Origin of the sequence: Clostridium vincentii, from assembly GCF_002995745.1 — a bacterium.
GTDB lineage: Bacteria > Bacillota > Clostridia > Clostridiales > Clostridiaceae > Clostridium > Clostridium vincentii.
Genome location: NZ_PVXQ01000006.1, coordinates 100,750 through 121,676, shown reverse-complemented (window position 1 = coordinate 121,676; position 20,927 = coordinate 100,750). Strand labels below are relative to the sequence as shown.

The window sequence follows — 20,927 nt, the reverse complement described above, 5'->3', positions numbered from 1 at the left end:
TTAGTCATGACGGAGGTGAAACAAATGCCAAAGGAAACTTTTTTAAAATTACCACATGAAAAGAAAGAAAAAATTTTTCGAGAATCCATAAAAGAATTTGGAGAACAGGGTTATGAAAAAGGAAATATCGCTAAAATTGCTAAAGAGGCAGGTATAGCTAAAGGTAGTCTGTATCAATATTTTCAAGATAAAAAAGGATTATATCTATATTGCGTAAAAGAGTCATATAGTATCTCTATGCGATATGCCTCTTCAAAAATAAAAAATATTGAGGAAGTTAATATTATAGATCTTTTTTATGATGGCTTTAAAGATACATGGCTATTTTTAAAGGAAGAGCAAGACTTATATATCTTTCTTTTAACTTTAACCTATGAGAATAAGCATAATATAAAAGATGAAGCTTTAACTTATATTTTAGAACAAGGTAGAACTTTCATGAGGAATCTTATAGATCGCAATAAAGAAAAAGGTTATATAAAAAGCGATATATCTACAGAAAGTATTTTAGTTTTTATCGAAGGTATTTCAGCTAGAATGAAAGAATCTATGCGGGATTTTGCAGAGGAAAGCCATAAAAATGCTTATGATATGAAATTTGAAGATTACGAAAAATTTATAAAGGAAATTACTTATCTAGTAAAGCGTGCATTAACTTAATATATTGGAGGTTACAAGTATGAATATTATTGAAATTAATAATCTTACAAAGACTTACGGAAAATCAAGAGGAATCTCTGATGTAAGCTTTAATGTTGAAGAAGGAGAAATTTTCGGCTTTATAGGGCCTAATGGTGCTGGTAAATCTACTACACTTAGAACTCTATTAGCATTAATTCATCCCACTTCTGGAAGTGCTACAATTTTCGGTAAAGATTGTATTAAATCAGCTCCAGAAATAGCAAAGGAATTAGGCTATCTGCCATCTGAAGTATTTTACTACAATAATATGAAAGTAATAGATTTATTGAAATATTCAGCAAGTTTTTATAAGAAGGATTGTAGTAAAAGGATAAATGAATTAGCAGAAATAATGAATCTTGATCTTAATAAGAAGATTGATGATTTATCCTTTGGAAATAAAAAGAAAGTTGGAATTATTCAAGGATTACTTCATGAGCCAAAGTTGATTATACTAGATGAACCAACTAGTGGTCTTGATCCTCTTATGCAACAAAAGTTCTTCAACTTATTAAAAGAAGAAAATAAAAAAGGTACAACAATTTTATTCTCTTCCCATATTCTAAGTGAAGTTCAAAAATTATGTAATCGCGTTGCTATTATTAAGGAAGGTAAAATTATAAAGGTTGAAAAAATTAGTACTTTACAAGAAAATAATTATAAAAAAATTAAAATAGACTTGAAATCTAAGATAGATAAAGATCTTTTCAATATTATTGGTGTAAATAATTTAGAAATTAAAGATAATACAATTACTTTTCTATTTAAAGGAGATATTAATTTAATCACAAAAAAACTATGCGATATTGATTTATTAAATGTTTGGATAGAAGAACCTGATCTTGAAGAAATATTTATGCATTATTATGAAAAGGAGGAATAAACCTATGAATATGTTTCTTCATGAATTAAAGGCCTATAGAAAATCAACAATTATATGGACAGGTTCCTTGGTTGGACTGATTATAATGTTCTTATCAATTTTCCCTAGTTTCTCAAAAGATATTGAAGGAATGAAAACTTTACTTGAAGGTTATCCTGAGGCAGTAAGAAAAGCTTTTGGTCTCACACTAGAATCTTTTTCATCTATTTTAGGTTTTTATTCCTATATATTTACTTATGTAACCTTATGTGGATCTATTCAAGCTATAAACTTAGGACTTTCAATTGTATCAAAGGAAGCCCGGGATAAAACAGCAGACTTTCTTTTAACAAAACCCGTCACCCGTAAGCAGATAATTACTGCTAAATTGCTTGCTGTATTAACATCTATTATTATCACTAATATAATTTATATAATAGTAGCTAGTATAATGGCATCCTTTGTTGCAACTACCGACTTTGATATAGAACTATTTATAATGATTTCTATTACAATGTTTTTCATGCAATTAATGTTTATGTCCTTAGGAGTTCTTATTTCTGTTATTGTTCCTAAACTAAGATCAGTAATATCTATTTCACTGGGCACTGTGTTTAGTTTTTATATTATAAATATGTTTAATTCAGTTGTTGGTGGCGATGTATTAAAATATATAACTCCATTTAAATATTATGATACAGCCTATATTATGAAAAATACTTCCTATGAAACTTCATTTGTAATAATTGAAATACTATTTATTGCAGTTTCAATAGGAATGAGTTACTTTATCTATTCTAAAAAAGATATTCATGCTGTCTAGAAACTTTAAACTGAATAAGGAGGAGTAAGATATGAATATATTTGCTCGAGAAATGAAAGTTCATGCTAAATCGCTTATTATATGGTCCATTGGAATGGTCTTTATGGTTTTCGCTGGCATGGGTCAATATGGGGGTTCAGTAGCCTCAGATCAATCTATGAATGAACTTTTAGCTCAAATGCCAAAATCATTGCAAAACATTATGGGAGTTGGAACTTTTGACTTATCTCTTGCTAGTGGATATTATGGGATACTTTTTTTATACTTAGTCTTAATGGTGGCAATTCATGCAGCTATGATGGGAGCAGACATTATTTCTAAGGAAGAGAGGGATAAAACATCAGAATTTATATTTGTAAAGCCTGTATCTCGAGATAGAATAATTACTTCAAAACTGAGTGCAGCAGTTGTAAATATCCTAATATTAAATTTTGTTACTTTAATTTCTTCAATTGTTATTGTTGGATATTATAGCACGGGAGAAGATGTAACTAATGATATATTAAAATTAATGGTTGGGCTGTTTATTCTACAAGTACTATTTTTATTTATTGGTACAGCTATATCCGCTTTATGTAAGAAACCGAAGAGCTCAATCTCAGTAGCTACAGGAATATTACTATTTATGTTTATGCTATCTATGGCCATTGATATTGAGAGTAATCTTGAACCTTTGAAATACCTTACACCCTTTAAATACTTTGAAGCTAAGAGTTTAATGTATGGCGGAGAATTTCAATTAACTTTTGTATTTTTGTCTATTTTAATAATCGGTATATGTAGTTGTGTAACTTATCTATTCTATAGAAAAAGAGATTTAACCATATAAATAAAACCACCCGTAAATGGGTGGTTTTATTAAATATTCTTTTTAAAAGCACTTAAATGACTTTCAGAACCATCCCTTAATTCTATAAATACAGCTCTCACATCTTCAGGAATATCTTCTTTTAGAAATTTTTCATACATTGCAATGTTTTCTATTTCTGCAGCAACTCCCGCTGCAAAACTTTCATTTAAGTTATCTGGTACCACTATAAAATCCATTGATATATCCTGTGGAATTAAAATGTTATATTTACTAAATAGTACTGTTAATTGTTCAATATGATTCACTTCTGCTTTTATAATATTTGTAAAAGGTTTCTCCTCACCAAACTTATCCATGATAATTTCATATTCGCTTCTTGCCAAGTATTCATCTTCTATTGAATATGAAATCATATCTTCCAAAGTTAGTGTATCATCATTTTTTGCCCCTTGAGCTCCAAATTCTTCAAAAGCAACATTTTTTTCCTCATTTAAAACAAGACTTGAATCATTACTAGTTGATATATTCTCAATATTACTTGTGCAAGCTGTTAATCTAATTGAACCCGCTATTAAGCCTACTATTAAAATTGCAAATAATTTATTTTTCATACTTTATTCCACTCCTTTTTATTATTATAATATAATAATACTTTATAATTTAATTGAAAATGTTATGGATTTGTGATGGATTTGTAAAACATTCTGTAATACATTTATATATATATATTCCTCTATTACTCCTTAATTTGTATATTCAATCCATTTAAAAAGCAGGAATACTTAATCTAAGTATTCCTGCTTTAAATAAACTATTTTACTGATTTATTCTTCTACTTTTTCGAAATCTGATTTTGGAACTCCACATAATGGGCATACCCAATCTTCTGGAATATCCTCAAATTTTGTTCCTGCATCAACACCATTATCAGTGTCGCCATCTGCTGGGTCATAAATATAACCACATACTGTACAAATATACTTTTCCATAATAATCCTCCTTACTATAACCTTACTAGGACAAATCATATCACCTTTCAGCTTATGAACCTATAATAATAATTATAACCTATAACATCCAGGTTAACCACGAAATTATTCCTTACTTACTCACTTGTTATGATGATGCTAAAACTTCAAGTGCGACTGCATCATTTGATAAGTAGGGCATTGCTTTTAGTGAGTATATAATTTATTATGTTAAAGGTTAGAATTTTGAAAAAGAAAGACTATATTAACAATAAATTATTATAGTTTTGCTTTATTAAAAATAATTTCATGCTATTATAATTTTTGCAAATTAAAAAAAGGGGCGATTAATATCAAATTTAAAAATTTAAAACTAAACAGTATCCGTACTAAATTAATTATTAGTTTAGTAACAATTTGTGTGATTCCATTAATTATAACGGGAGTTGTTTCGTATAATCAATCAAAGTCAATCCTTAATAAGAAGTTAACTCTTACAAGTACACAAACACTTATGGAAATAAACAATGGACTACTTGATTACTTTAATGGATTTTCTAATATGGTTTCAATGGCATCAGGTAATTATGATTTTACAAATGTTGATGCAGCAGATAATTTTAAATATGTACCCGATGTATTGAAAAGCATAAAAGAAAGTAACAAAGATATACTTTGTATGTATTATGGAACTGCATCTGGCAAGTATTCCAATTATCCTGCTACAAAAATGACAGATGGATTTGATGCAACTAAAAGACCCTGGTATACACAAGCTTTGGAGCATAAAGGTGAGGTTGTAATAACTCCTCCCTATGTAGATGCTGCAACTGGAGACAATGTTGTTACACTTGCACGAGCAGTAGAAAATAACGGACAAGTAGTTGGTGTTGTGGCAATGGATTGTACACTAGCTACACTTACAGAACGAATAGCTACAAAGAAGGTAGGCAATACAGGCTATGTTTTTATAGCTGATGTATCAGGTAATATTTTAGCTCATCCACAAAAAGAACTTGTTAATACAAATATATCCTCCGATTTATCCTTTTGGGATAAAGCAAAATCAGAGGATAATGGTTTTGTTAATTATGATGATAATGGTTCAGAAATGTTTGGAGCATATCAAACAAATGAATTAACAGGTTGGAAGTTAGTTGCTACCTTAGATGAAAGTGAACTAACCAAGGATACAAAGTCTATATTACAAACAACTTTCTTAATAATATTAGTAATAGGCTTAATTTCAATAGGTATGTCATTGTTATTAAGTAAGGGTATATCCGATAATATTAAAAAGTTAAAAGACGTATTTGCTAAAGCTTCAAATGGAGACTTAACTGTTTCTATAACAGCTTCAACAAAGGATGAATTTAAGGATTTAGCTACGTCATTTAACTCAATGATAAAAAATATATCAGGTCTTATGAATAGTGTTACAAAATCATCTACTACTGTATTAGAAACATCTACAAGTCTTGCAAGTATGTCAGAGGAGGTAACAGCCTCTATAAGTGAAGTATCAAGGGCGATAGACGAAGTTTCTATGGGAGCAACTACTCAAGCACAAAACGCTCAAAATGGTGCTTCTCAAATGGATGATTTATCAAACAGATTAGATAGAATTAGTGTTAACTCTAATGAAATGGATAAAATTTCAAGTACCACTAAAGCATTAGGCTCAAAAGGGCTTTATATGATAGATACCTTAATAGAGAAATCAAATAAAACTAAAATTGCTACTACTGAAGTCAACAGCATAGTTCAAGATATGAATGAAAGTACTAATCAAATAAATTCCATTTCCGAGACAATATCCAATATAACAGAACAAACTAATCTTTTATCATTAAATGCAAGCATTGAAGCTGCACGTGCTGGTGAGGCAGGCAGAGGATTTTCTGTAGTTGCAGAAGAGATACGAAAACTTGCTGAACAATCTAAAACTTCAACAGAAGAGATAAAGGTAATTATAGCGAATATACAGAAAAAATCAGACACAGCGGTAAATGCTATAAATTCCACTGAAATGGTAGTAAATGAACAAGAACTAGCGGTAGTTCAAACTCAGGACATCTTTAGTGAAATCCTAAAATCAATTGAAATAATGATTACTAAAGTTAATGAAGTAAAAATATCGATTGCTGATATAAATGTAAAGAAACAATCTACAGTATCAGAAATTGAGAACATTTCATCAATATTAGAGCAAACAGCCGCGGCTTCACAAGAAGTTACTGCTTCAACAGAAGAAATAACAGCTACTATGCAAGAGTTTACAAGGCATTCAAGCGAACTTGAAACTTTGGCAAAGCAATTAGGCGCTGAAATAAATAAATTTAAAATTAATTAATTTAGGTAGAAAGAGCTGTTGCAGAATGATTTTTAAAATCATTCATGGCAACAGCTTTTTTTTAAATTATTCTTCCATATAACTAAAAAGTAGGAATACTTAATCTAAGTATTCCTACTTTAAATAAACTATTTTACTAATTTATTCTTCTACTTTTTCAAAATCTGATTTTGGTACTCCACATAATGGACATACCCAATCCTCAGGGATATCTTCAAATTTTGTTCCAGGATCAATACCATTATCAGTATCACCTTCCGCTGGATCGTAAATATAACCACATACTGTGCAAATATACTTTTCCATAATAACCCTCCTTAAATATAGCATACCTAGGACAAACCACCTTTCAGCTTATGTACCTATACTAGTAATTATAACCATTAATATCAGTATTAACTACCAAAATATAATTTTATCTACTCAATTATTATTTTATTTAAATTTTAAACTTGTTTACTTCCTTAATCATTTCATTAGTCATAGTGCTAAGCATTTGTGCTGCGGCGGCAACTTCTTCTGTAGATGCATTCATTTGTTCTGCTGATGCTGCAATTTCCTCTGATGAGGCTGAAACTTCAAGCGCAACTGATGATACACCATCTACTCTATCCAAAATAATATTTTTATCCTTGTTTATATCTTCAGCAGAATTTTTAACTGTTTCTATTTTAGGAATCACTTCATTCACCGCTTCTATAATCTTCTTGAAGGATACTATTGAACTATCTATAATCTTAACTTGGTTTATTAGTTCATCATCCATATCAACAGAATCTTGAACTATAACATCTGTATCTTTAGATATTCCATTAATCAATCTACTAATATCTCCTGAGGATACCTTTGATTGCTCAGCAAGTTTTCTTATTTCATCTGCTACCACAGAAAATCCTTTTCCGGCTTCCCCTGCTCTAGCTGCTTCAATAGCAGCATTTAATGCTAATAAATTTGTTTGCGCCGCAATATCATTTATTATATTAGTGATTTCATTTATTTCATTTATGTTTTTTCCAAGACCAATAATTTTCCCATTAAAGCTCTTGAAGGAATGGCTAACCTTTGTTACGGACTGGTTTAATTCATTCATTTCACTACTACTCTCATTTGCCATCACACTGATTCCCCTAGAATTTGAATCTACAACTTGTATTTCACTAACCATTCCAGATAACTTGTCACTAAAGTCATTAAGAATTTCGGTTACATTTATTAGATCATCAGCCTGGGAACTTGTACCTTTTGCAATCTCGTTTATTGCTTCTGCAACATTTTGAGTCGAACTAGAAATCTCTTCTGCAACTGCAGATAAATTTTCTGATTGAATATTAATATTTGAAGAATTACCTTTTATACCATTAATCATTCCCCTTAATGAGTCTTGCATTACCTTCATAGAATTAGTCATATCTCCAATTTCATCCTTTAGTTTCAGAGATTTAGGCGAAACCTCTTCACATAGATCTCCCTCTGCTAATAACTCTAAATGTTTTGAAGTGGATTTTATTCCTTTAGATATACTTGTTGAAATTATGTAAACTACTCCAAATCCAATTAATAAGAATACTATGGATACTATTAAAGTGGAAATCCTCAGACTATCAAGTTCTGATAATACCTCCGTTTTTGATACTACTACTGCTAATGACCATCCAGTTTTTCCTACAGGTGCATAACCTACATACTTGTCTACTCCATCAAACTCGTATTGATCTATCCCTGTCTCTCCTAAAGCCATCGTCTTTTCGATATCCGCTAAAGGCTTTAAACTAGCATCATTTTCAGACTCTTTAATGGCATTATACATTTTTAATACTAAATCTTTATTACTATGTGAAATGGTTGTCCCATCCCCTTTTATCATAAATGCATTACCTGTTTCTCCAAATTTAACTTCATTAGTTAAATTACTTAATTGATTTCCATCTCTTGTTGATATTAAAACTCCTACAACTTCATTATTATTTGTAATAGGAACTGCATATACTAATATTATTGAGTTATCAATCTTACTTACTATTGGATCAGATAGATTTTTTTCTCCTGCTATAGCCTTTTTGAAATATTCTCTATCTGTAAGATTTAAATTTGTTCCATCAGTAAATTTTGCCTCTCCATTTTTATCCGCAATCGCCATTTGTATATTTCCATTTCTTTTAACTTCCTCTAAAAGAATTAACTTTTTATTTTCCCACGAATTCCCAGAATCTTTTATGTCATTTCTTGATGCTACAACCTCTAATACACCCAGCTGTCCTTCAATTCTCCCTTGAATATTAGTGGCTGCTTGTTCTGCAATTTTAGGTAGCGTCTTACCTAGATTTGAAGTTAGCGCTTTTGATGCGTTAAGGAAAGAAGTCACACCTAACCCTATGCATATGCCCCCTATTAATAGTGCTAAAAATACTATTAGTTTTGCTTTTATACTTTTCATGATTTCCCCCTAAATTTAATTTGTTTTCGCTGAAATTTAATTTAGTACATAGTAATCTGATAAAGCCCTTTTTTCTTATGTGTAACAATCACTTATTTTTTTCTCTGCTACGGTTACAAATAACCATATTATGTAACTTTCAAATATTATCTCTTTATTTATTCATATATTTAACAATAAGCTTATCCATTTTCTTACTTACACTTAGTCTTTTTTTTAATTGTTCTGTGTCTTCATCTGTAGCACAGATTTCATTTAAAACATCTCTTAACTCTTCAATATCCCTTTTAAGTTGTACTTTATCAATGTAATAGTTTATCTCCCTATTCATAAATACCTACCTTTAAATATATTTAAGAGTTCTTATCCATATAAAAAAGCTATTATTTAGACAATATTATTTTCTTTGTCTCACCATTTATTAATCAAGTAGCATAAGGAATGATTTTTATTTATATAAAGGTTTTTTCTTTAACTTATAAATTCATCACCAAACCCCTTATAATCAACTCTATTTTACATAATATTATACTTTATACCATATTATACCTAAGTAATATAAAATAAAGGATATGCCATAAGCCTACTATTAACATTAGCTTACAGTATATCCTTTGTTTTTATGTATTTTTTTCATATAATTCTTTATCTTACAATGTGAGGTAAAATTGCTTTTGTAATTTCTTCGATAACCTTGGCCTCTTTTTCTGAACATTTGTTAATTAACTCTCGTAAACTATTATTCTCTTGGACCTTGTGAACCTTTCCAAATATCAAATAATCTATTGATATATGTAAACACTCTGAAACGTTTATCAATGTACTAATGCTCATTTTTCTCTCGCCTCTTTCAATTTGACCTATAAAAAATGGAGATAGGTCTAACAATTCCGCGAATTTTTCCCTTGATATATCGAATTTTTCTCTTTCAATCCTAATTTTATCGCCAATTTCCCTATAATTAATTTTTCTTTCCATAGTACTTTTTACCTCAATTATGCTATACTTAATTGTTTTTTCTAAATCTATAATATTTATTTATTTCTTAAATTTTATTGATTTTTTAAATTGTAATTGTTTACCTCTTTTATATATTTAATGACTGCTGAAAACTTTCAGCAGTCATTAATAACTATTTATTCTATATCTAATCCATCAATATCAACTTGATTTAAAATATCCTTTAACTGTTTTAATTCCTCTTTGTTTAGTGTTATACCTTTTCCCATTTGTTCATGATTTTCATCCCATTCACGAATATCGATCTTTACCTTTTTATTGTTCCAAGTCATTAAATTAACTTCTCTTTTCCATCCCTTTGCACTTTCTGATATAGTGCCTAAAGTCTTTTTGATATCAAATTTAAAATCTGCCATTTATATCACCCCTTTTACTCAACTTATAAATTCACCCTAACGCATAGTTTATATACTTTAGTTTACCACATTTTCATCTTTTTTTATTGCTGTACTTTTCTATTTTAATTTGATTGAAATTTTCTTATAAATATCATAAGGTATAAATAAATTATTATCTTTTCCAGTTCCAAGCTTTATTTCCGGTCTATTTTTACCATGATAATCAGTTCCGCCAGAGATCATTAGATCAAACTTTTCTATTAAATAATCTAAAAACTTATAATCCTCTTCTTTAAATGAAGGATAATATCTTTCAAGTCCATCTAAGCCTACACTAATTAAACATTTAATTTCTTTCTCTATATCTTTATTGTTAAGCCCAGCAAACCCTATAGATTTATTATAATGAGTTAAAAATGATAGACCTCCTGCTTTTTTTATAATACTAATTGCATCTTCTGATTTAATCAATTCTTTATCCCTAAAAGGAATTGGATTTAAATACTTATCCCAGACTTCTTAAGCAGTGTTGCATATTTTATTCTCAATAAAGTATCTATAAACATCATATCTATCTAAATATTTCCCTACAGCTTTTTTTCTTAACTCTTCTATTTCTATAATTATCCCTTGTTTTTTTATCTCTACTAATATAGGTTTTATCCCTTGGTCTCTAGCTTCTCTCATTTCATTGTAAGCACATAGAAACTCTTCATTATATAAATCAATTCCAATCCCTAAAATATGAAGTATTCTTCCATCTTTATATAAAGTGCTTATTTCAATCCCTTTTAGAAAATCTATGTTATTATTTTTTGCAAACATAGCTGCTTCTTCTACTCCAGCAATATTATCATGATCTGTAAGTGCTATTGCTTTAATATTTTCTTTGACAGCAACTTCTATTAATTCCTTAGGAGTACATGCTCCATCTGAAATATTCGTATGTGTGTGTAAATCTATTTTATAATTCATAATTCCACTCCTAAATAATATTATTTATAATTCACTGTGTTCCAATTTGATAAACAATGTCCCTTATCTGATTACGTTTATCTTCAATATATCATAAAGAACTGGAGGAATAAACCTTGCAGCAACAATGTGTTAAATGTAGTAAAGTAATATTGTTTCCTATCTTTTATTACTGTAATAAATCTTTAATTAATTTGGGTTAGATTTACTATACTAATAAAGGTATACTGGGATTACTGATTAAAACTAAATCTAAGGGAGTTGATTGGATGGATTATTTACTAACATTATTAATAAGAACATCGTTAGGCACATTGTATATGACAGGAATGATAATTCTTGTAGGTTTTATTCTTGGATTTTTAAGGAACCATTCAATTGCAAATTTTCAAAGGAGTTTTGGCTGGAAGGCTGTTGCTATTACTGCAGTTATAGGCGTTCCAATACATGAAATATCTCACGCTATATTTTGTTTTATCTTTAGACACAAAGTTACAAAGGTGGTACTGCTACAAAAGAGGGATGAAAATGGAGTACTTGGATATGTAACACATTCTTATAATCCAAATAGTATCTATCAACAAATAGGAAACTTTTTCATAGGGATAGCTCCTATCTTCGGAGGGATTGCAACTATAATTGCTTTAATGCACTTCATAATCCCTGGGACATATGATGAATTCATAACTATATCTATGAATAATTTAAGCATAACTGATATAAGCGGCATAAATTTGAATGGAATATTTACCTCTTATCTTGATTTAATAAAAATAATTTTTTCAATTAATAATCTAAGTAATCCATATTTCATATTGTTTCTATTTTTAGCAATATGTATTTCAGCTCACATATCATTGAGCTCTGCGGATATTAAAGGAGCTTCTTCTGGATTCTTTATAATCGTACTTATAATATTAGGTCTTAATATCCTTGGCTTTTCAAAATTCAATATAGCTGAAAGCATATTAAAATATAACCTTATACTAATAGGATTTTTGATAGTAGCACTGATTTTTTCAAGTATAACTTATTTAATAAGTTTAATACTATCACTTATAAAGAAATAGACTGAATAAAAAAGTGAAGGAGATTTTGGGGATTACCCCTATATTTCCTTCACTATTTTTTATCTCTTTATATCAATTTTCAGAGCAGTTCCCTGATTTACTTTATATTTTCTATTGATAGATTTACTTTATAATTCCCATATTTTAAAATTTCATCTAATATACCTACAAGTTCTTCTTGAGTAGATGCTATTACTTTTATCAAATAGCAACCTTCCCCACTTATTCTATTAGCTTCAGCTATCAGCAGGTTATTTTGAATATATTTTTGAAATGATCCATGGTTAGTTGTTTTCATGAAAATAGTTACAAAAGCAGTTAATTCTTTACCAATCATCTTAGAATTTATTTTTATAGTATATCCCTGAATAACTCCTAGTTTTTCCATTTTCTTTATTCTATTTCTAACTGCCTGTCCAGTTAAGTGAACTTCTTCACCAATTTCCTGCCACTGCATCCGTGAATTTTTTGTAAGCAAATTTAAAATTTGTATATCTGTTTGATCAAGCATAATTACTCAAATCCTTTCATGATGAAATCATTTTCCCCCTACACTTACTCTAAGCAAGTAATATTAATTATATAATAAAGAACTGGAGGGATAAACATTGAAGATTCAATTGATTCGTCATGCTACCTTAATAATATCCGTAAATAATAAAAGAATCCTTGTAGATCCTGTTTTAAGCGAATCTGGCTCTATGGAACCTATTAAGAAAATACCCAACCAGAACTACAATCCATTAGTAGAATTGCCTACAAGCATTGATAATATTACTAATTGTGACGCTGTACTTGTTACCCATACGCACCGCGACCACTTTGATGAGGCTGCAGCAAAACTACTTCCTAAAAGTATTCCTATCTTCTGTCAGCCCAAAGATGAACTAAAATTGCATTCCTATGGATTTTCTGATGTGCACCCTATTAAGTATACTTACATTTGGAATAATATCCTCTTTAACCGCACTAAAGGAAAACATGGTCACGGCGTACTTGCTATGAAAATGGCGCCCGTATCTGGCTTTGTTGTTTCCTCCCAGGGAGAACCTTCTGTCTATATTGCCGGGGATACAATATGGTGCAAAGAAGTTGAAAAATCTATAGAAAAGTTTAAACCTGAAGTAGTTGTCTGTAATTGTGGTGGAGCACAATTTTCCTTTGGAAAACCAATTACTATGGCAACTAAAGATATAGATGAAATATGCTGTAGATATGCAAATATAAAGGTTGTTGCTGTACACATGGACGCATGGAATCATTGCAGATTATCAAGAAGATATTTGAGAAATTATATTAACGCCAATAAAATCACCTCAAATGTATTTATCCCCGAGGATGGAGAATTATTAATTTTCTAAAATTTAAATCCTCATTTTTGTTAAAACTTAAAATAATTCTTTTTTAATCATACAAATAGCCTAGACCCCTCATGTTTCCTATAACTTCTTTTCTTCTTTTCTCCATATCTCATTATATTCTGCAGCGTATTTATTCTACAGAATATTTACTCTCCAATGAAACGTTCAAAACCATCAGCATATTTTGTAGGTGAAAATTCAGTTATTTCGTATTCTGCAATTTCATTAATATAGAATGGATCTTCTTTAATTATTGTTTTAACTTCCTCCATATTCTTTGCATTACAAATAATTACTCCACCTACTCTGGGATTTCTTCTGCCTGAACAAATAAATTTTTGTAACGAATAATATTTCTCTAGATGTTTTATATGTGACTTTAATTCTTTTTCAACTTCGTCTAGTGACTTTATGTACTTTAATACTAAAATAAACATTAATGTTCTCCTCCTAAAAATTATTTCTTCAATTCTCTTATATAATTCAGTGATTTTTTATATGCTACATAAGATAAATAGATCTATATAATTGTAGCGATTACTACGATATCAACATAATCTACAACTTATATTTCCCCCATTAAATTTGTTCACCCAAATAATGCTATATTTAAATCATAATACATAAAATTTTTATAATCAATACGCGGCATGTTTTTTCAACTACCTTATTTAGTACGTTTAGTACTATCTGTGAACAAACATCAGAGTTTGATGGGTATTCCTAAAATAAAAATTGTCCACACTAAAACTGAATTTTATAGTTCTACTGTGGACAACTTTGTTTATAACATATGGGTCTACACCAAATGGATCCCGTTAGGCTGAATTTTAATTAATACTTTAAGTCGTTTGATTGTGTTTTGAATTTCCTGCATAAGCAAATAGTGGAGAGCCCAAATTAAATTCAAAAGCCTCTCGATTGACTGTTCCAACAACCTCACGACTATCATACAATTGAAGTAAAAAATCAGCCATTTCTTTGCTAGTATGATAAGTACCAAAAGACTTATCATAATCGTAGCCTTCTATATTATTAGCTACGTTTCCAAAGTTTGTTTTTGTAGCAGCCGGCGCTAATACTTTTGCTTGTAATTTGGCATGAGATTCTTGCAATTCTCTTGCCAATCCCTCAGTGAATGTGCTTACAAAAAATTTGCTTGCACAATAAGTAACAGCATTTGGAACAATAGTATAGCCACCAGCAGATGAAATATTTATAAGTTGAGAACCCTCAATATTTTGATAATCATGTACAAACAAGGAAGATAGAATGACCAATGTTTCTACATTCAATCGTAGCATAGTTTCTACCTTTTCTAAACTTTGATTAGCTACGCTGTCATAATTACCAAAACCAGCATTGTTTATCAATGTTTCAATATGATATGGCTTTAGTTCTTGATACAACTGATAAACATTGGGGGTAATAGATAAATCAACATTTTTAACTATGACATTTAATGATGGATTATCATGTAAAATCTCCATTCTTAATTTTTCCAAATTCTCTTTGTTACAGGCAACAATAACTAAATTCTTACCCCTTTTTGCAAATGCCTTTGCAGTTTCATATCCAATGCCTGAACTTGCACCTGTAATAACTGTATATTTATTATCTTGTTTCATTTGAAAAACCCCCTTTAATATGTTATTATTCACATTATATAATGTAGAGTTAACTCTAGGTCAAGTATTAAAAGGAGATTTATAAAATGAATTATTCAATCGGAGAATTTTCAATTCTTACTAATACGAGCATATACACATTACGATACTACGAAAAAGAACATTTAATTATTCCAAATCGCAAAGAAAACGGTAGACGTTGTTATAGTGAACAGGACGTGACTTGGATGCAATTTATAAAACGATTAAAGGATACTGAAATGCCTATCAAGGAAATTCAGAAATATGCCAACCTTCGTGCTGCTGGTGATTGTAGTATGAATGCAAGGATGGCAATGCTGATAAAACATAGAACTGCTCTTAAAGAAGAAATTGCCAAATCCACTGAACATCTTGAAAAATTAAATGATAAAATTAATTTTTATAAAATGGCAATAGATAAACAACCTATATAAAGAATGTGAAGACCACTTGTTTATCCAGGTCTTCACATTCTTTAGATTCGTCTGATAAACCAACAATTAACTTGCCTCCAGCTGTATTTGTAAATGCAATAATGATCTTGATGTATTTTTTACTTTCTGGAAGTTTTTCTTTTAATTCTAGTTTCTTAGATTCACCTTGTAGACTTTCTTCTAATATCATTTATTGTCTCCTTCTTTCCAGAATTCTTGCAATCTTAGTAGATATATTATATCCCTATTAATTACAAAAGTATAAGAGAGCCTTGCACCCCTATTATGCTTTTTTACTCTAAGGTTCTTTTACTCTTTTATTTTCACCTTCTAAAAATTTTAAATTGTGCAGACAGTGTATGCACAATTTAAAAATCTCCAAAGTTTATTACAATATTAAAAGGGCAGATGTCATCATGACATCTGCCCTTCCCCTTAAACTCTACTAACCAACCCTTCCAAATCTTTAATTATAGTCTGAACCATCTCCAACTTTGCCTTAGCAAAATCATTTTCCGGCTGCTGTAAACAAACATCAGAGTCTGTCCCAAATCCCCCATCACTCCAACACCCTCTCATCCCTTCACCCCCAACCCATTCCACCCATTCCAACCCTCAACCCAATTTCTCCCACAAACATTAAAGTCTGTCCCAAAATCACTCCTTTTCTCTCCTCCATTCTCCTAAAATACTCCTAAATCACACACAAATACGAATATTAAAGTCTGTCTTTTTTCATTAATTTAATCTACCCTTCCATCATATTTTCATACCCTTTTCCCTACTTAAATCTATCATCCTATCCGCCCTTAGCTCCCTCAAAAGGTCTGACGACCATTCTATTAATCCCTCTCATATCAAGCCTTTCATCAGCTTTGTTTCTATTTTAATCAATCATTTTATCAATCCTTATTCAATCTTTTCTGTTAGTTCTTCAATCATTTGGTCAATCTTTTTATCTGTATTCAGTGGCTTAGGCAAAGGAGGCACAATGATAAGAGAAGGGGCGGTAAACCGCCCAATACCCTATGTTATGGGATATGGAGAGATTTATATTTGAACAAAATAAAAGAAAAATTGTCCACAGTAGCACTCAATTTTATGAGTCTGATGTGGACAGTTCTGTTGATAACTCTATTTAAATATACCTGGTATTTTAACCTATCAATCCACCATGGCGTAGCCTTAGGCCCATTCTCTCACGCTTTTTTCTTGAATTTATTCGGGTAAATTATCGGGAGGGTTGGTCGGGTAGGAATCTGCGATTAGGGGGCGGGGGAAATAAAAAAATGAAGGAAGGCAGGTTGGTGTTCCTGCGTTTCCTTCATATATTGAGACAGACTTTATTGTTTGTGGACAGACTTTAATATTCGGGGACAAGGTTTATTGTTTGTGTACAGCTGCCACTCTAATCCTTGATTTAAGCATTTTTCTGTTTCTCTATATTCACTTAGTAGATTATTAATGTTTTCATTCATTAACTACACCTCTTTATTCAACAGTAACAGATTTTGCAAGATTTCTTGGCTTATCTATATCAAAATTCTTTTCCTTTGCTGTATAGTATGCTAATAATTGTAGTGCAACTGCAGCAACTACTGGAGCTACCATATTTAGAATCCTTGGTATTCTTATAATATTATTGAATACTGATTCATCTATTTCATCACCTTCGTAAGCTAAACCTATAGTCTCTGCTCCTCTAGCCTTAACCTCTACAATATTACTTATCATCTTTTCCTTTAATCTTGTTTGAGTTAATAAAGCTATAACTTTTGTACCTTTTTCAATTAAAGCTATTGGTCCATGCTTTAATTCTCCACCAGCATAAGCTTCTGAGTGAATATAAGTTATTTCCTTAAGCTTTAATGAACCTTCTAATGCTAAAGCAAAATCAACTCCTCTTCCTAAGAAGAATACATCCTTTTCCTTAGCTAAAATCTTAGCCACTTCTTCAATTTGTTCCTTATTAGCTAGAAGTTCTTCTATCTTTTCTGGAATTAATAATAAAGCATCTTCTAATTCCTTTTCAGCTTCCTTAGTTAGAGTTCCCTTTAATTGTCCAAAGTACATTCCTATTAAATTCATAACAACAACTTGAGTTGTATATGCCTTAGTAGATGCAACAGCTATTTCAGGTCCAGCCATTGTGTATATAACATGTTCAGCTTCTCTTGAAATAGTACTTCCAACAACATTAGTTATTGCTAAAGTTTTAGCCCCTGCTTTTTTACTATCTCTAAGAACTGCTAAAGTATCAGCAGTCTCTCCTGATTGACTTACTGTAATTACTAATGTCTTATTTGTAACTAATGGTTCTCTATATCTAAACTCTGAAGCTATATCAACGTCTACTGGAATCTTTGCAAACTTTTCTATAGCTACTTTTCCTATAAGTCCTGCATGGTATGCAGTACCACAAGCTACTATATAGACTTTATCAATTCCTTCAAGTTGTTCTTTTGTTAACTTAAAGTCTTCAAATACAACCTTTTTATCTGCTGATATCTTACCAGTTAGAGTATCTCGTATTGCCTTTGGTTGTTCATGGATCTCCTTCATCATAAAGGAATCAAAACCACCCTTTTCAGCAGCCTCTGCAGTCCATGTAACTTTATATATTTCTTTATCTATATTTTCCCCATCACTATTTAGAACCTTTGCTCCTTCTCTAGTGATAAGAACAAATTCATTATCTTCTAAAAGATATATATCTCTTGTATAACTTATTACAGCTGGAATATCTGAAGCAATGAAAGTTTCATCTTTTCCAAGTCCTATTATTAACGGGCTATCCTTTCTAACTGCAACTATCTTATCTGGATCATCTCCACAAATTACACCTAAAGCATAACTTCCTTCTAATTTTTCAGTAGCTTTTACTACAGCTTTTAAAAGATCTCCTTCATAATAAAAGTCAATAAGGTTTGGTATTACCTCTGTATCTGTTTGAGATAAGAATTCATAACCTTCTTCCTTAAGCCATTTCCTAAGTCCAAGATAATTTTCTATAATTCCATTATGAACTACAGTTATATCTCCCTTTGAACTTCTATGTGGATGAGAGTTAGCATCTGAAGGCTCTCCATGAGTTGCCCATCTAGTATGTCCTATACCGATAGTTCCTTCCACAGGGTTCTTTTCTAAATCATTACTTAGATTTAAAAGACGTCCCTTATGCTTTACTACTTCAATTTTTCCGTCCTTTTCAACAGCTATCCCCGCTGAATCATAACCTCTGTATTCAAGCTTTGATAATCCATCTACTAAAAAAGATGTTGCCCTCTTATTTCCTATATAACCAACTATTCCGCACATATTTTTTCTTCCTTCCTTCTTTAAATATTTATTTATTTTTATCCTCTTTAAATCTCCGTCCTAGCAAAAATCTTATAGGTATAATGCTCCTAGGAATAAAAGGACTTAAATGAAGGTTTTAACACCAAGCTGAGTTTGTACTATAAATCACTTTATAGTTTTGTCAGCCGTTTACGGTAGTGCAATACCGTGGGGCATCCGCCGAAGGATTCGATACTCCCCATCCTCGTCAACTTAAGTGAACCTTGCAAAATCATAGATACGTTATACCATTTCCAAAAAGGAAACTCGACTCTCTACTTTCGCTGAGTAAGTTCGATCAACCAAATCAAAGATTTGGAATCTCACTTAAGTTCTGGCGCTTTAACTAATTTAATCTATATTTCTCTCTATAATAATACACTTCCTTTTTTTTGTACTTTATACCCTATAAACATTTTATCATAATTACTAGGATTGTCTATATAATATACTATTTGAAATCTTACAATTGAGTTACAATTAATATTATTCCAATAAAATCATGTGAAATATACCTCGTCTCCCTTTAAGATTATTCTGTGCAATAATGCCATAAAAAATCGACTTATCGTAAATAGATAAGTCGATTTTTTATTATCCCTTAATAGCTTGCTTTAAATCACCTAATATATCATCGATGTTTTCTATTCCTACTGAAAGTCTTAATAAATACTCATCTACACCTAATTTCTTTCTAAGATCATCTGGCATTTCAGCATGAGTCTGAGTGAATGGATAGGTTATTAATAAATCTACTCCTCCTAAACTTTCTGCAAAGGACACTACTTTTACACTTTTTAAGATTTTAGCTACTAACCCTATATCTTTAACCCTAAAGGATAATGTAGTTCCAAAACCAGAACTTTGAGATTTGTTTATTTCATAACCTTCACTTCCCACAATCCCTACATAATGAACCTCTGTAATTTCTTCTTGCTTATCTAACCAGTTCGCAACTGCAATGGCATTATCCTGTGATCTATCTAGTCTTATATGAAGAGTCTTAATTCCTCTTAAAACTAGCCAAGCCTCAAAAGCTCCTAGTGTTGCCCCCGTAGACATTTGAATATATTTTAATCTTTCAACATGGGTCTTATCCTTAACTACAATAAGTCCTGCTAAAACATCATTATGCCCTCCTAGATACTTTGTTCCACTATGTACTACTACATCTGCTCCAAGCTCTAAGGGTCTTTGATAGTAAGGAGTTAAGAATGTATTATCCACTATAAATATAAGATTATTCGTTTTTGCTATTTTCCCAATGGCTCTTATATCTGTAATTCTTAAAGACGGATTGGAAGGAGTCTCAATTAGTATTCCCTTAGTATTTTTCTTTACCGCTTTTTCTACTTCCTCTAAATTTCTAGTGTCTACAAAGGTTGCCTCTATTCCAAGGTCATTATATATATCATGAAATAATCTAAAAGTTCCTCCATATAAATCTTCTGAAATAATAACATGGTCTCCGCCCTTAAATAAATGAATACAACAGGTAATCGCTGCTAGACCTGTGGCAAAAGCTAAGGCCTCTTCACCCTTTTCTAATAAAGCTACTGTCTTCTCAAGTTCTTCCACAGTTGGATTTTGAAGTCTTGAATAATCATATCCTGTACTTTCATTTAATCCAGCGTGCTTAAATGTTGCACTTTGGTATATTGGAAAACTTATGGCACCAGTTATACGATCTCCCCCTGATGCTCCTCTTACTGCTCTAGTTTCAAAATTACATTTATCACTCATATTCTTTAGCCTCCATTTTTTTGTACAAAAAAGTCGCTTCTTTTATAAGAAGCGACTGTTATCAGT

The 20,927-nt window shown here is 30.7% G+C and carries 25 protein-coding genes; 8 read left to right on the top strand and 17 right to left on the bottom strand.

Annotated elements, in window-relative coordinates:
* The first annotated feature begins 24 nt into the window (after positions 1-24).
* Genes CLVI_RS04460 through CLVI_RS04445 form a run of 4 tightly spaced genes read left to right on the top strand, consistent with a single transcriptional unit; the run spans position 25 to position 3,195 of the window.
* On the top strand, positions 25-660 hold the full coding sequence (locus CLVI_RS04460; protein WP_170065587.1) for a TetR/AcrR family transcriptional regulator: 636 nt from the start codon (positions 25-27) through the stop codon (positions 658-660).
* Between the two features lie 19 nt (positions 661-679).
* Entirely contained in the window at positions 680-1,564 is an 885-nt protein-coding gene (locus tag CLVI_RS04455) for an ABC transporter ATP-binding protein (protein WP_106058920.1), read from the top strand.
* Between the two features lie 4 nt (positions 1,565-1,568).
* Positions 1,569-2,366 carry an ABC transporter permease subunit gene (locus tag CLVI_RS04450; protein WP_106058919.1) on the top strand — a complete coding sequence of 266 codons (798 nt, stop codon included), beginning with the start codon at positions 1,569-1,571 and terminating at the stop codon, positions 2,364-2,366.
* A 31-nt stretch (positions 2,367-2,397) separates the two neighbouring features.
* Positions 2,398-3,195, top strand: coding sequence for an ABC transporter permease subunit (locus tag CLVI_RS04445; protein ID WP_106058918.1), 798 nt, complete (start codon positions 2,398-2,400; stop codon positions 3,193-3,195).
* 29 nt (positions 3,196-3,224) lie between these two features.
* Here the strand turns inward: CLVI_RS04445 and CLVI_RS04440 are convergent, their stop codons facing one another.
* Both CLVI_RS04440 and rd (CLVI_RS04435) read right to left on the bottom strand, forming a co-directional pair.
* The gene (locus CLVI_RS04440) at positions 3,225-3,788 is read right to left on the bottom strand and encodes a ferritin-like domain-containing protein (RefSeq protein ID WP_106058917.1); all 564 of its coding nucleotides are present in this window, start codon (positions 3,786-3,788) and stop codon (positions 3,225-3,227) included.
* Positions 3,789-4,001: 213 nt separating this feature from the next.
* The gene (gene rd / locus CLVI_RS04435) at positions 4,002-4,166 is read right to left on the bottom strand and encodes a rubredoxin (RefSeq protein WP_106058916.1); all 165 of its coding nucleotides are present in this window, start codon (positions 4,164-4,166) and stop codon (positions 4,002-4,004) included.
* Positions 4,167-4,497: 331 nt separating this feature from the next.
* Between rd (CLVI_RS04435) and CLVI_RS04430 the strand changes: the two genes are divergently transcribed.
* Positions 4,498-6,498 carry a methyl-accepting chemotaxis protein gene (locus tag CLVI_RS04430; protein ID WP_106058915.1) on the top strand — a complete coding sequence of 667 codons (2,001 nt, stop codon included), beginning with the start codon at positions 4,498-4,500 and terminating at the stop codon, positions 6,496-6,498.
* 141 nt (positions 6,499-6,639) lie between these two features.
* On the opposite strand, the gene rd (CLVI_RS04425) is transcribed toward CLVI_RS04430, so the two are convergent.
* From rd (CLVI_RS04425) to CLVI_RS17790, 7 genes are all read right to left on the bottom strand, one after another.
* Positions 6,640-6,804, bottom strand: coding sequence for a rubredoxin (rd, locus tag CLVI_RS04425; RefSeq protein WP_106058914.1), 165 nt, complete (start codon positions 6,802-6,804; stop codon positions 6,640-6,642).
* A gap of 133 nt (positions 6,805-6,937) precedes the next feature.
* A complete protein-coding gene (locus tag CLVI_RS04420) occupies positions 6,938-8,932 on the bottom strand; it encodes a methyl-accepting chemotaxis protein (protein WP_106058913.1) in 1,995 nt (664 codons plus the stop codon).
* A gap of 154 nt (positions 8,933-9,086) precedes the next feature.
* Complete coding sequence (locus CLVI_RS04415) at positions 9,087-9,263, bottom strand: Spo0E family sporulation regulatory protein-aspartic acid phosphatase (protein WP_106058912.1); 177 nt, start codon at positions 9,261-9,263, stop codon at positions 9,087-9,089.
* A gap of 314 nt (positions 9,264-9,577) precedes the next feature.
* The gene (locus tag CLVI_RS04410) at positions 9,578-9,910 is read right to left on the bottom strand and encodes a helix-turn-helix domain-containing protein (RefSeq protein WP_106058911.1); all 333 of its coding nucleotides are present in this window, start codon (positions 9,908-9,910) and stop codon (positions 9,578-9,580) included.
* Positions 9,911-10,068: 158 nt separating this feature from the next.
* Complete coding sequence (locus CLVI_RS04405) at positions 10,069-10,308, bottom strand: YdbC family protein (protein ID WP_106058910.1); 240 nt, start codon at positions 10,306-10,308, stop codon at positions 10,069-10,071.
* Between the two features lie 99 nt (positions 10,309-10,407).
* On the bottom strand, positions 10,408-10,761 hold the full coding sequence (locus CLVI_RS17795; protein ID WP_242980553.1) for a PHP domain-containing protein: 354 nt from the start codon (positions 10,759-10,761) through the stop codon (positions 10,408-10,410).
* A 48-nt stretch (positions 10,762-10,809) separates the two neighbouring features.
* A complete protein-coding gene (locus tag CLVI_RS17790) occupies positions 10,810-11,265 on the bottom strand; it encodes a PHP domain-containing protein (RefSeq protein WP_242980552.1) in 456 nt (151 codons plus the stop codon).
* A gap of 269 nt (positions 11,266-11,534) precedes the next feature.
* On the opposite strand from CLVI_RS17790, the gene CLVI_RS04395 reads away from it, so the two are divergent.
* The gene (locus CLVI_RS04395) at positions 11,535-12,335 is read left to right on the top strand and encodes a hypothetical protein (RefSeq protein ID WP_106058909.1); all 801 of its coding nucleotides are present in this window, start codon (positions 11,535-11,537) and stop codon (positions 12,333-12,335) included.
* A 97-nt stretch (positions 12,336-12,432) separates the two neighbouring features.
* Here CLVI_RS04395 and CLVI_RS04390 read toward each other — a convergent pair whose 3' ends face one another.
* Entirely contained in the window at positions 12,433-12,846 is a 414-nt protein-coding gene (locus tag CLVI_RS04390) for an Lrp/AsnC family transcriptional regulator (RefSeq protein ID WP_106058908.1), read from the bottom strand.
* A 97-nt stretch (positions 12,847-12,943) separates the two neighbouring features.
* Between CLVI_RS04390 and CLVI_RS04385 the strand changes: the two genes are divergently transcribed.
* Complete coding sequence (locus CLVI_RS04385) at positions 12,944-13,696, top strand: MBL fold metallo-hydrolase (protein WP_106058907.1); 753 nt, start codon at positions 12,944-12,946, stop codon at positions 13,694-13,696.
* Between the two features lie 146 nt (positions 13,697-13,842).
* Here CLVI_RS04385 and CLVI_RS04380 read toward each other — a convergent pair whose 3' ends face one another.
* Both CLVI_RS04380 and CLVI_RS04375 read right to left on the bottom strand, forming a co-directional pair.
* Positions 13,843-14,133, bottom strand: a complete 291-nt coding sequence (locus CLVI_RS04380; RefSeq protein WP_106058906.1) for a YciI family protein — start codon at positions 14,131-14,133, stop codon at positions 13,843-13,845.
* Positions 14,134-14,538: 405 nt separating this feature from the next.
* Positions 14,539-15,324 (bottom strand): SDR family NAD(P)-dependent oxidoreductase, encoded by a 786-nt coding sequence (locus CLVI_RS04375; RefSeq protein ID WP_106058905.1) that lies wholly within the window; start codon positions 15,322-15,324, stop codon positions 14,539-14,541.
* An 86-nt stretch (positions 15,325-15,410) separates the two neighbouring features.
* On the opposite strand from CLVI_RS04375, the gene CLVI_RS04370 reads away from it, so the two are divergent.
* A complete protein-coding gene (locus CLVI_RS04370) occupies positions 15,411-15,779 on the top strand; it encodes a MerR family transcriptional regulator (RefSeq protein ID WP_106058904.1) in 369 nt (122 codons plus the stop codon).
* Here CLVI_RS04370 and CLVI_RS04365 read toward each other — a convergent pair.
* The 5 genes from CLVI_RS04365 to CLVI_RS04355 all read right to left on the bottom strand — a co-directional run bounded on the left by CLVI_RS04365 (position 15,772) and on the right by CLVI_RS04355 (position 20,861).
* On the bottom strand, positions 15,772-15,969 hold the full coding sequence (locus CLVI_RS04365; protein ID WP_106058903.1) for an AlbA family DNA-binding domain-containing protein: 198 nt from the start codon (positions 15,967-15,969) through the stop codon (positions 15,772-15,774). The two genes, CLVI_RS04370 and CLVI_RS04365, sit on opposite strands and share 8 nt — an antisense overlap.
* Positions 15,970-16,214: 245 nt before the next feature.
* Entirely contained in the window at positions 16,215-16,358 is a 144-nt protein-coding gene (locus CLVI_RS17365; protein ID WP_170065586.1) for a hypothetical protein, read from the bottom strand.
* Between the two features lie 764 nt (positions 16,359-17,122).
* The gene (locus CLVI_RS17960) at positions 17,123-17,257 is read right to left on the bottom strand and encodes a hypothetical protein (protein ID WP_278320498.1); all 135 of its coding nucleotides are present in this window, start codon (positions 17,255-17,257) and stop codon (positions 17,123-17,125) included.
* A 13-nt stretch (positions 17,258-17,270) separates the two neighbouring features.
* Positions 17,271-19,097: a glutamine--fructose-6-phosphate transaminase (isomerizing) gene (gene glmS / locus CLVI_RS04360; protein WP_106058902.1), complete on the bottom strand. Its 1,827-nt coding sequence runs from the start codon at positions 19,095-19,097 to the stop codon at positions 17,271-17,273.
* 615 nt (positions 19,098-19,712) lie between these two features.
* Positions 19,713-20,861 carry a trans-sulfuration enzyme family protein gene (locus CLVI_RS04355; RefSeq protein ID WP_106058901.1) on the bottom strand — a complete coding sequence of 383 codons (1,149 nt, stop codon included), beginning with the start codon at positions 20,859-20,861 and terminating at the stop codon, positions 19,713-19,715.
* Positions 20,862-20,927: the final 66 nt, after the last annotated feature.

What these genes read in the sequence shown, in the direction of transcription:
- CLVI_RS04460 (WP_170065587.1), top strand. Translation starts at nt 25, where the DNA reads ATGCCAAAGGAAACTTTTTTAAAATTACCACATGAAAAGAAAGAAAAA.
- CLVI_RS04455 (WP_106058920.1), top strand. Translation starts at nt 680, where the DNA reads ATGAATATTATTGAAATTAATAATCTTACAAAGACTTACGGAAAATCA.
- CLVI_RS04450 (WP_106058919.1), top strand. Translation starts at nt 1,569, where the DNA reads ATGAATATGTTTCTTCATGAATTAAAGGCCTATAGAAAATCAACAATT.
- CLVI_RS04445 (WP_106058918.1), top strand. Translation starts at nt 2,398, where the DNA reads ATGAATATATTTGCTCGAGAAATGAAAGTTCATGCTAAATCGCTTATT.
- CLVI_RS04440 (WP_106058917.1), bottom strand. Translation starts at nt 3,788, where the DNA reads ATGAAAAATAAATTATTTGCAATTTTAATAGTAGGCTTAATAGCGGGT.
- rd (WP_106058916.1), bottom strand. Translation starts at nt 4,166, where the DNA reads ATGGAAAAGTATATTTGTACAGTATGTGGTTATATTTATGACCCAGCA.
- rd (WP_106058914.1), bottom strand. Translation starts at nt 6,804, where the DNA reads ATGGAAAAGTATATTTGCACAGTATGTGGTTATATTTACGATCCAGCG.
- CLVI_RS04420 (WP_106058913.1), bottom strand. Translation starts at nt 8,932, where the DNA reads ATGAAAAGTATAAAAGCAAAACTAATAGTATTTTTAGCACTATTAATA.
- CLVI_RS04415 (WP_106058912.1), bottom strand. Translation starts at nt 9,263, where the DNA reads ATGAATAGGGAGATAAACTATTACATTGATAAAGTACAACTTAAAAGG.
- CLVI_RS04410 (WP_106058911.1), bottom strand. Translation starts at nt 9,910, where the DNA reads ATGGAAAGAAAAATTAATTATAGGGAAATTGGCGATAAAATTAGGATT.
- CLVI_RS04405 (WP_106058910.1), bottom strand. Translation starts at nt 10,308, where the DNA reads ATGGCAGATTTTAAATTTGATATCAAAAAGACTTTAGGCACTATATCA.
- CLVI_RS17790 (WP_242980552.1), bottom strand. Translation starts at nt 11,265, where the DNA reads ATGAATTATAAAATAGATTTACACACACATACGAATATTTCAGATGGA.
- CLVI_RS04395 (WP_106058909.1), top strand. Translation starts at nt 11,535, where the DNA reads ATGGATTATTTACTAACATTATTAATAAGAACATCGTTAGGCACATTG.
- CLVI_RS04390 (WP_106058908.1), bottom strand. Translation starts at nt 12,846, where the DNA reads ATGCTTGATCAAACAGATATACAAATTTTAAATTTGCTTACAAAAAAT.
- CLVI_RS04380 (WP_106058906.1), bottom strand. Translation starts at nt 14,133, where the DNA reads ATGTTTATTTTAGTATTAAAGTACATAAAGTCACTAGACGAAGTTGAA.
- CLVI_RS04375 (WP_106058905.1), bottom strand. Translation starts at nt 15,324, where the DNA reads ATGAAACAAGATAATAAATATACAGTTATTACAGGTGCAAGTTCAGGC.
- CLVI_RS04370 (WP_106058904.1), top strand. Translation starts at nt 15,411, where the DNA reads ATGAATTATTCAATCGGAGAATTTTCAATTCTTACTAATACGAGCATA.
- CLVI_RS04365 (WP_106058903.1), bottom strand. Translation starts at nt 15,969, where the DNA reads ATGATATTAGAAGAAAGTCTACAAGGTGAATCTAAGAAACTAGAATTA.
- CLVI_RS17365 (WP_170065586.1), bottom strand. Translation starts at nt 16,358, where the DNA reads ATGAGAGGGTGTTGGAGTGATGGGGGATTTGGGACAGACTCTGATGTT.
- CLVI_RS17960 (WP_278320498.1), bottom strand. Translation starts at nt 17,257, where the DNA reads ATGAATGAAAACATTAATAATCTACTAAGTGAATATAGAGAAACAGAA.
- glmS (WP_106058902.1), bottom strand. Translation starts at nt 19,097, where the DNA reads ATGTGCGGAATAGTTGGTTATATAGGAAATAAGAGGGCAACATCTTTT.
- CLVI_RS04355 (WP_106058901.1), bottom strand. Translation starts at nt 20,861, where the DNA reads ATGAGTGATAAATGTAATTTTGAAACTAGAGCAGTAAGAGGAGCATCA.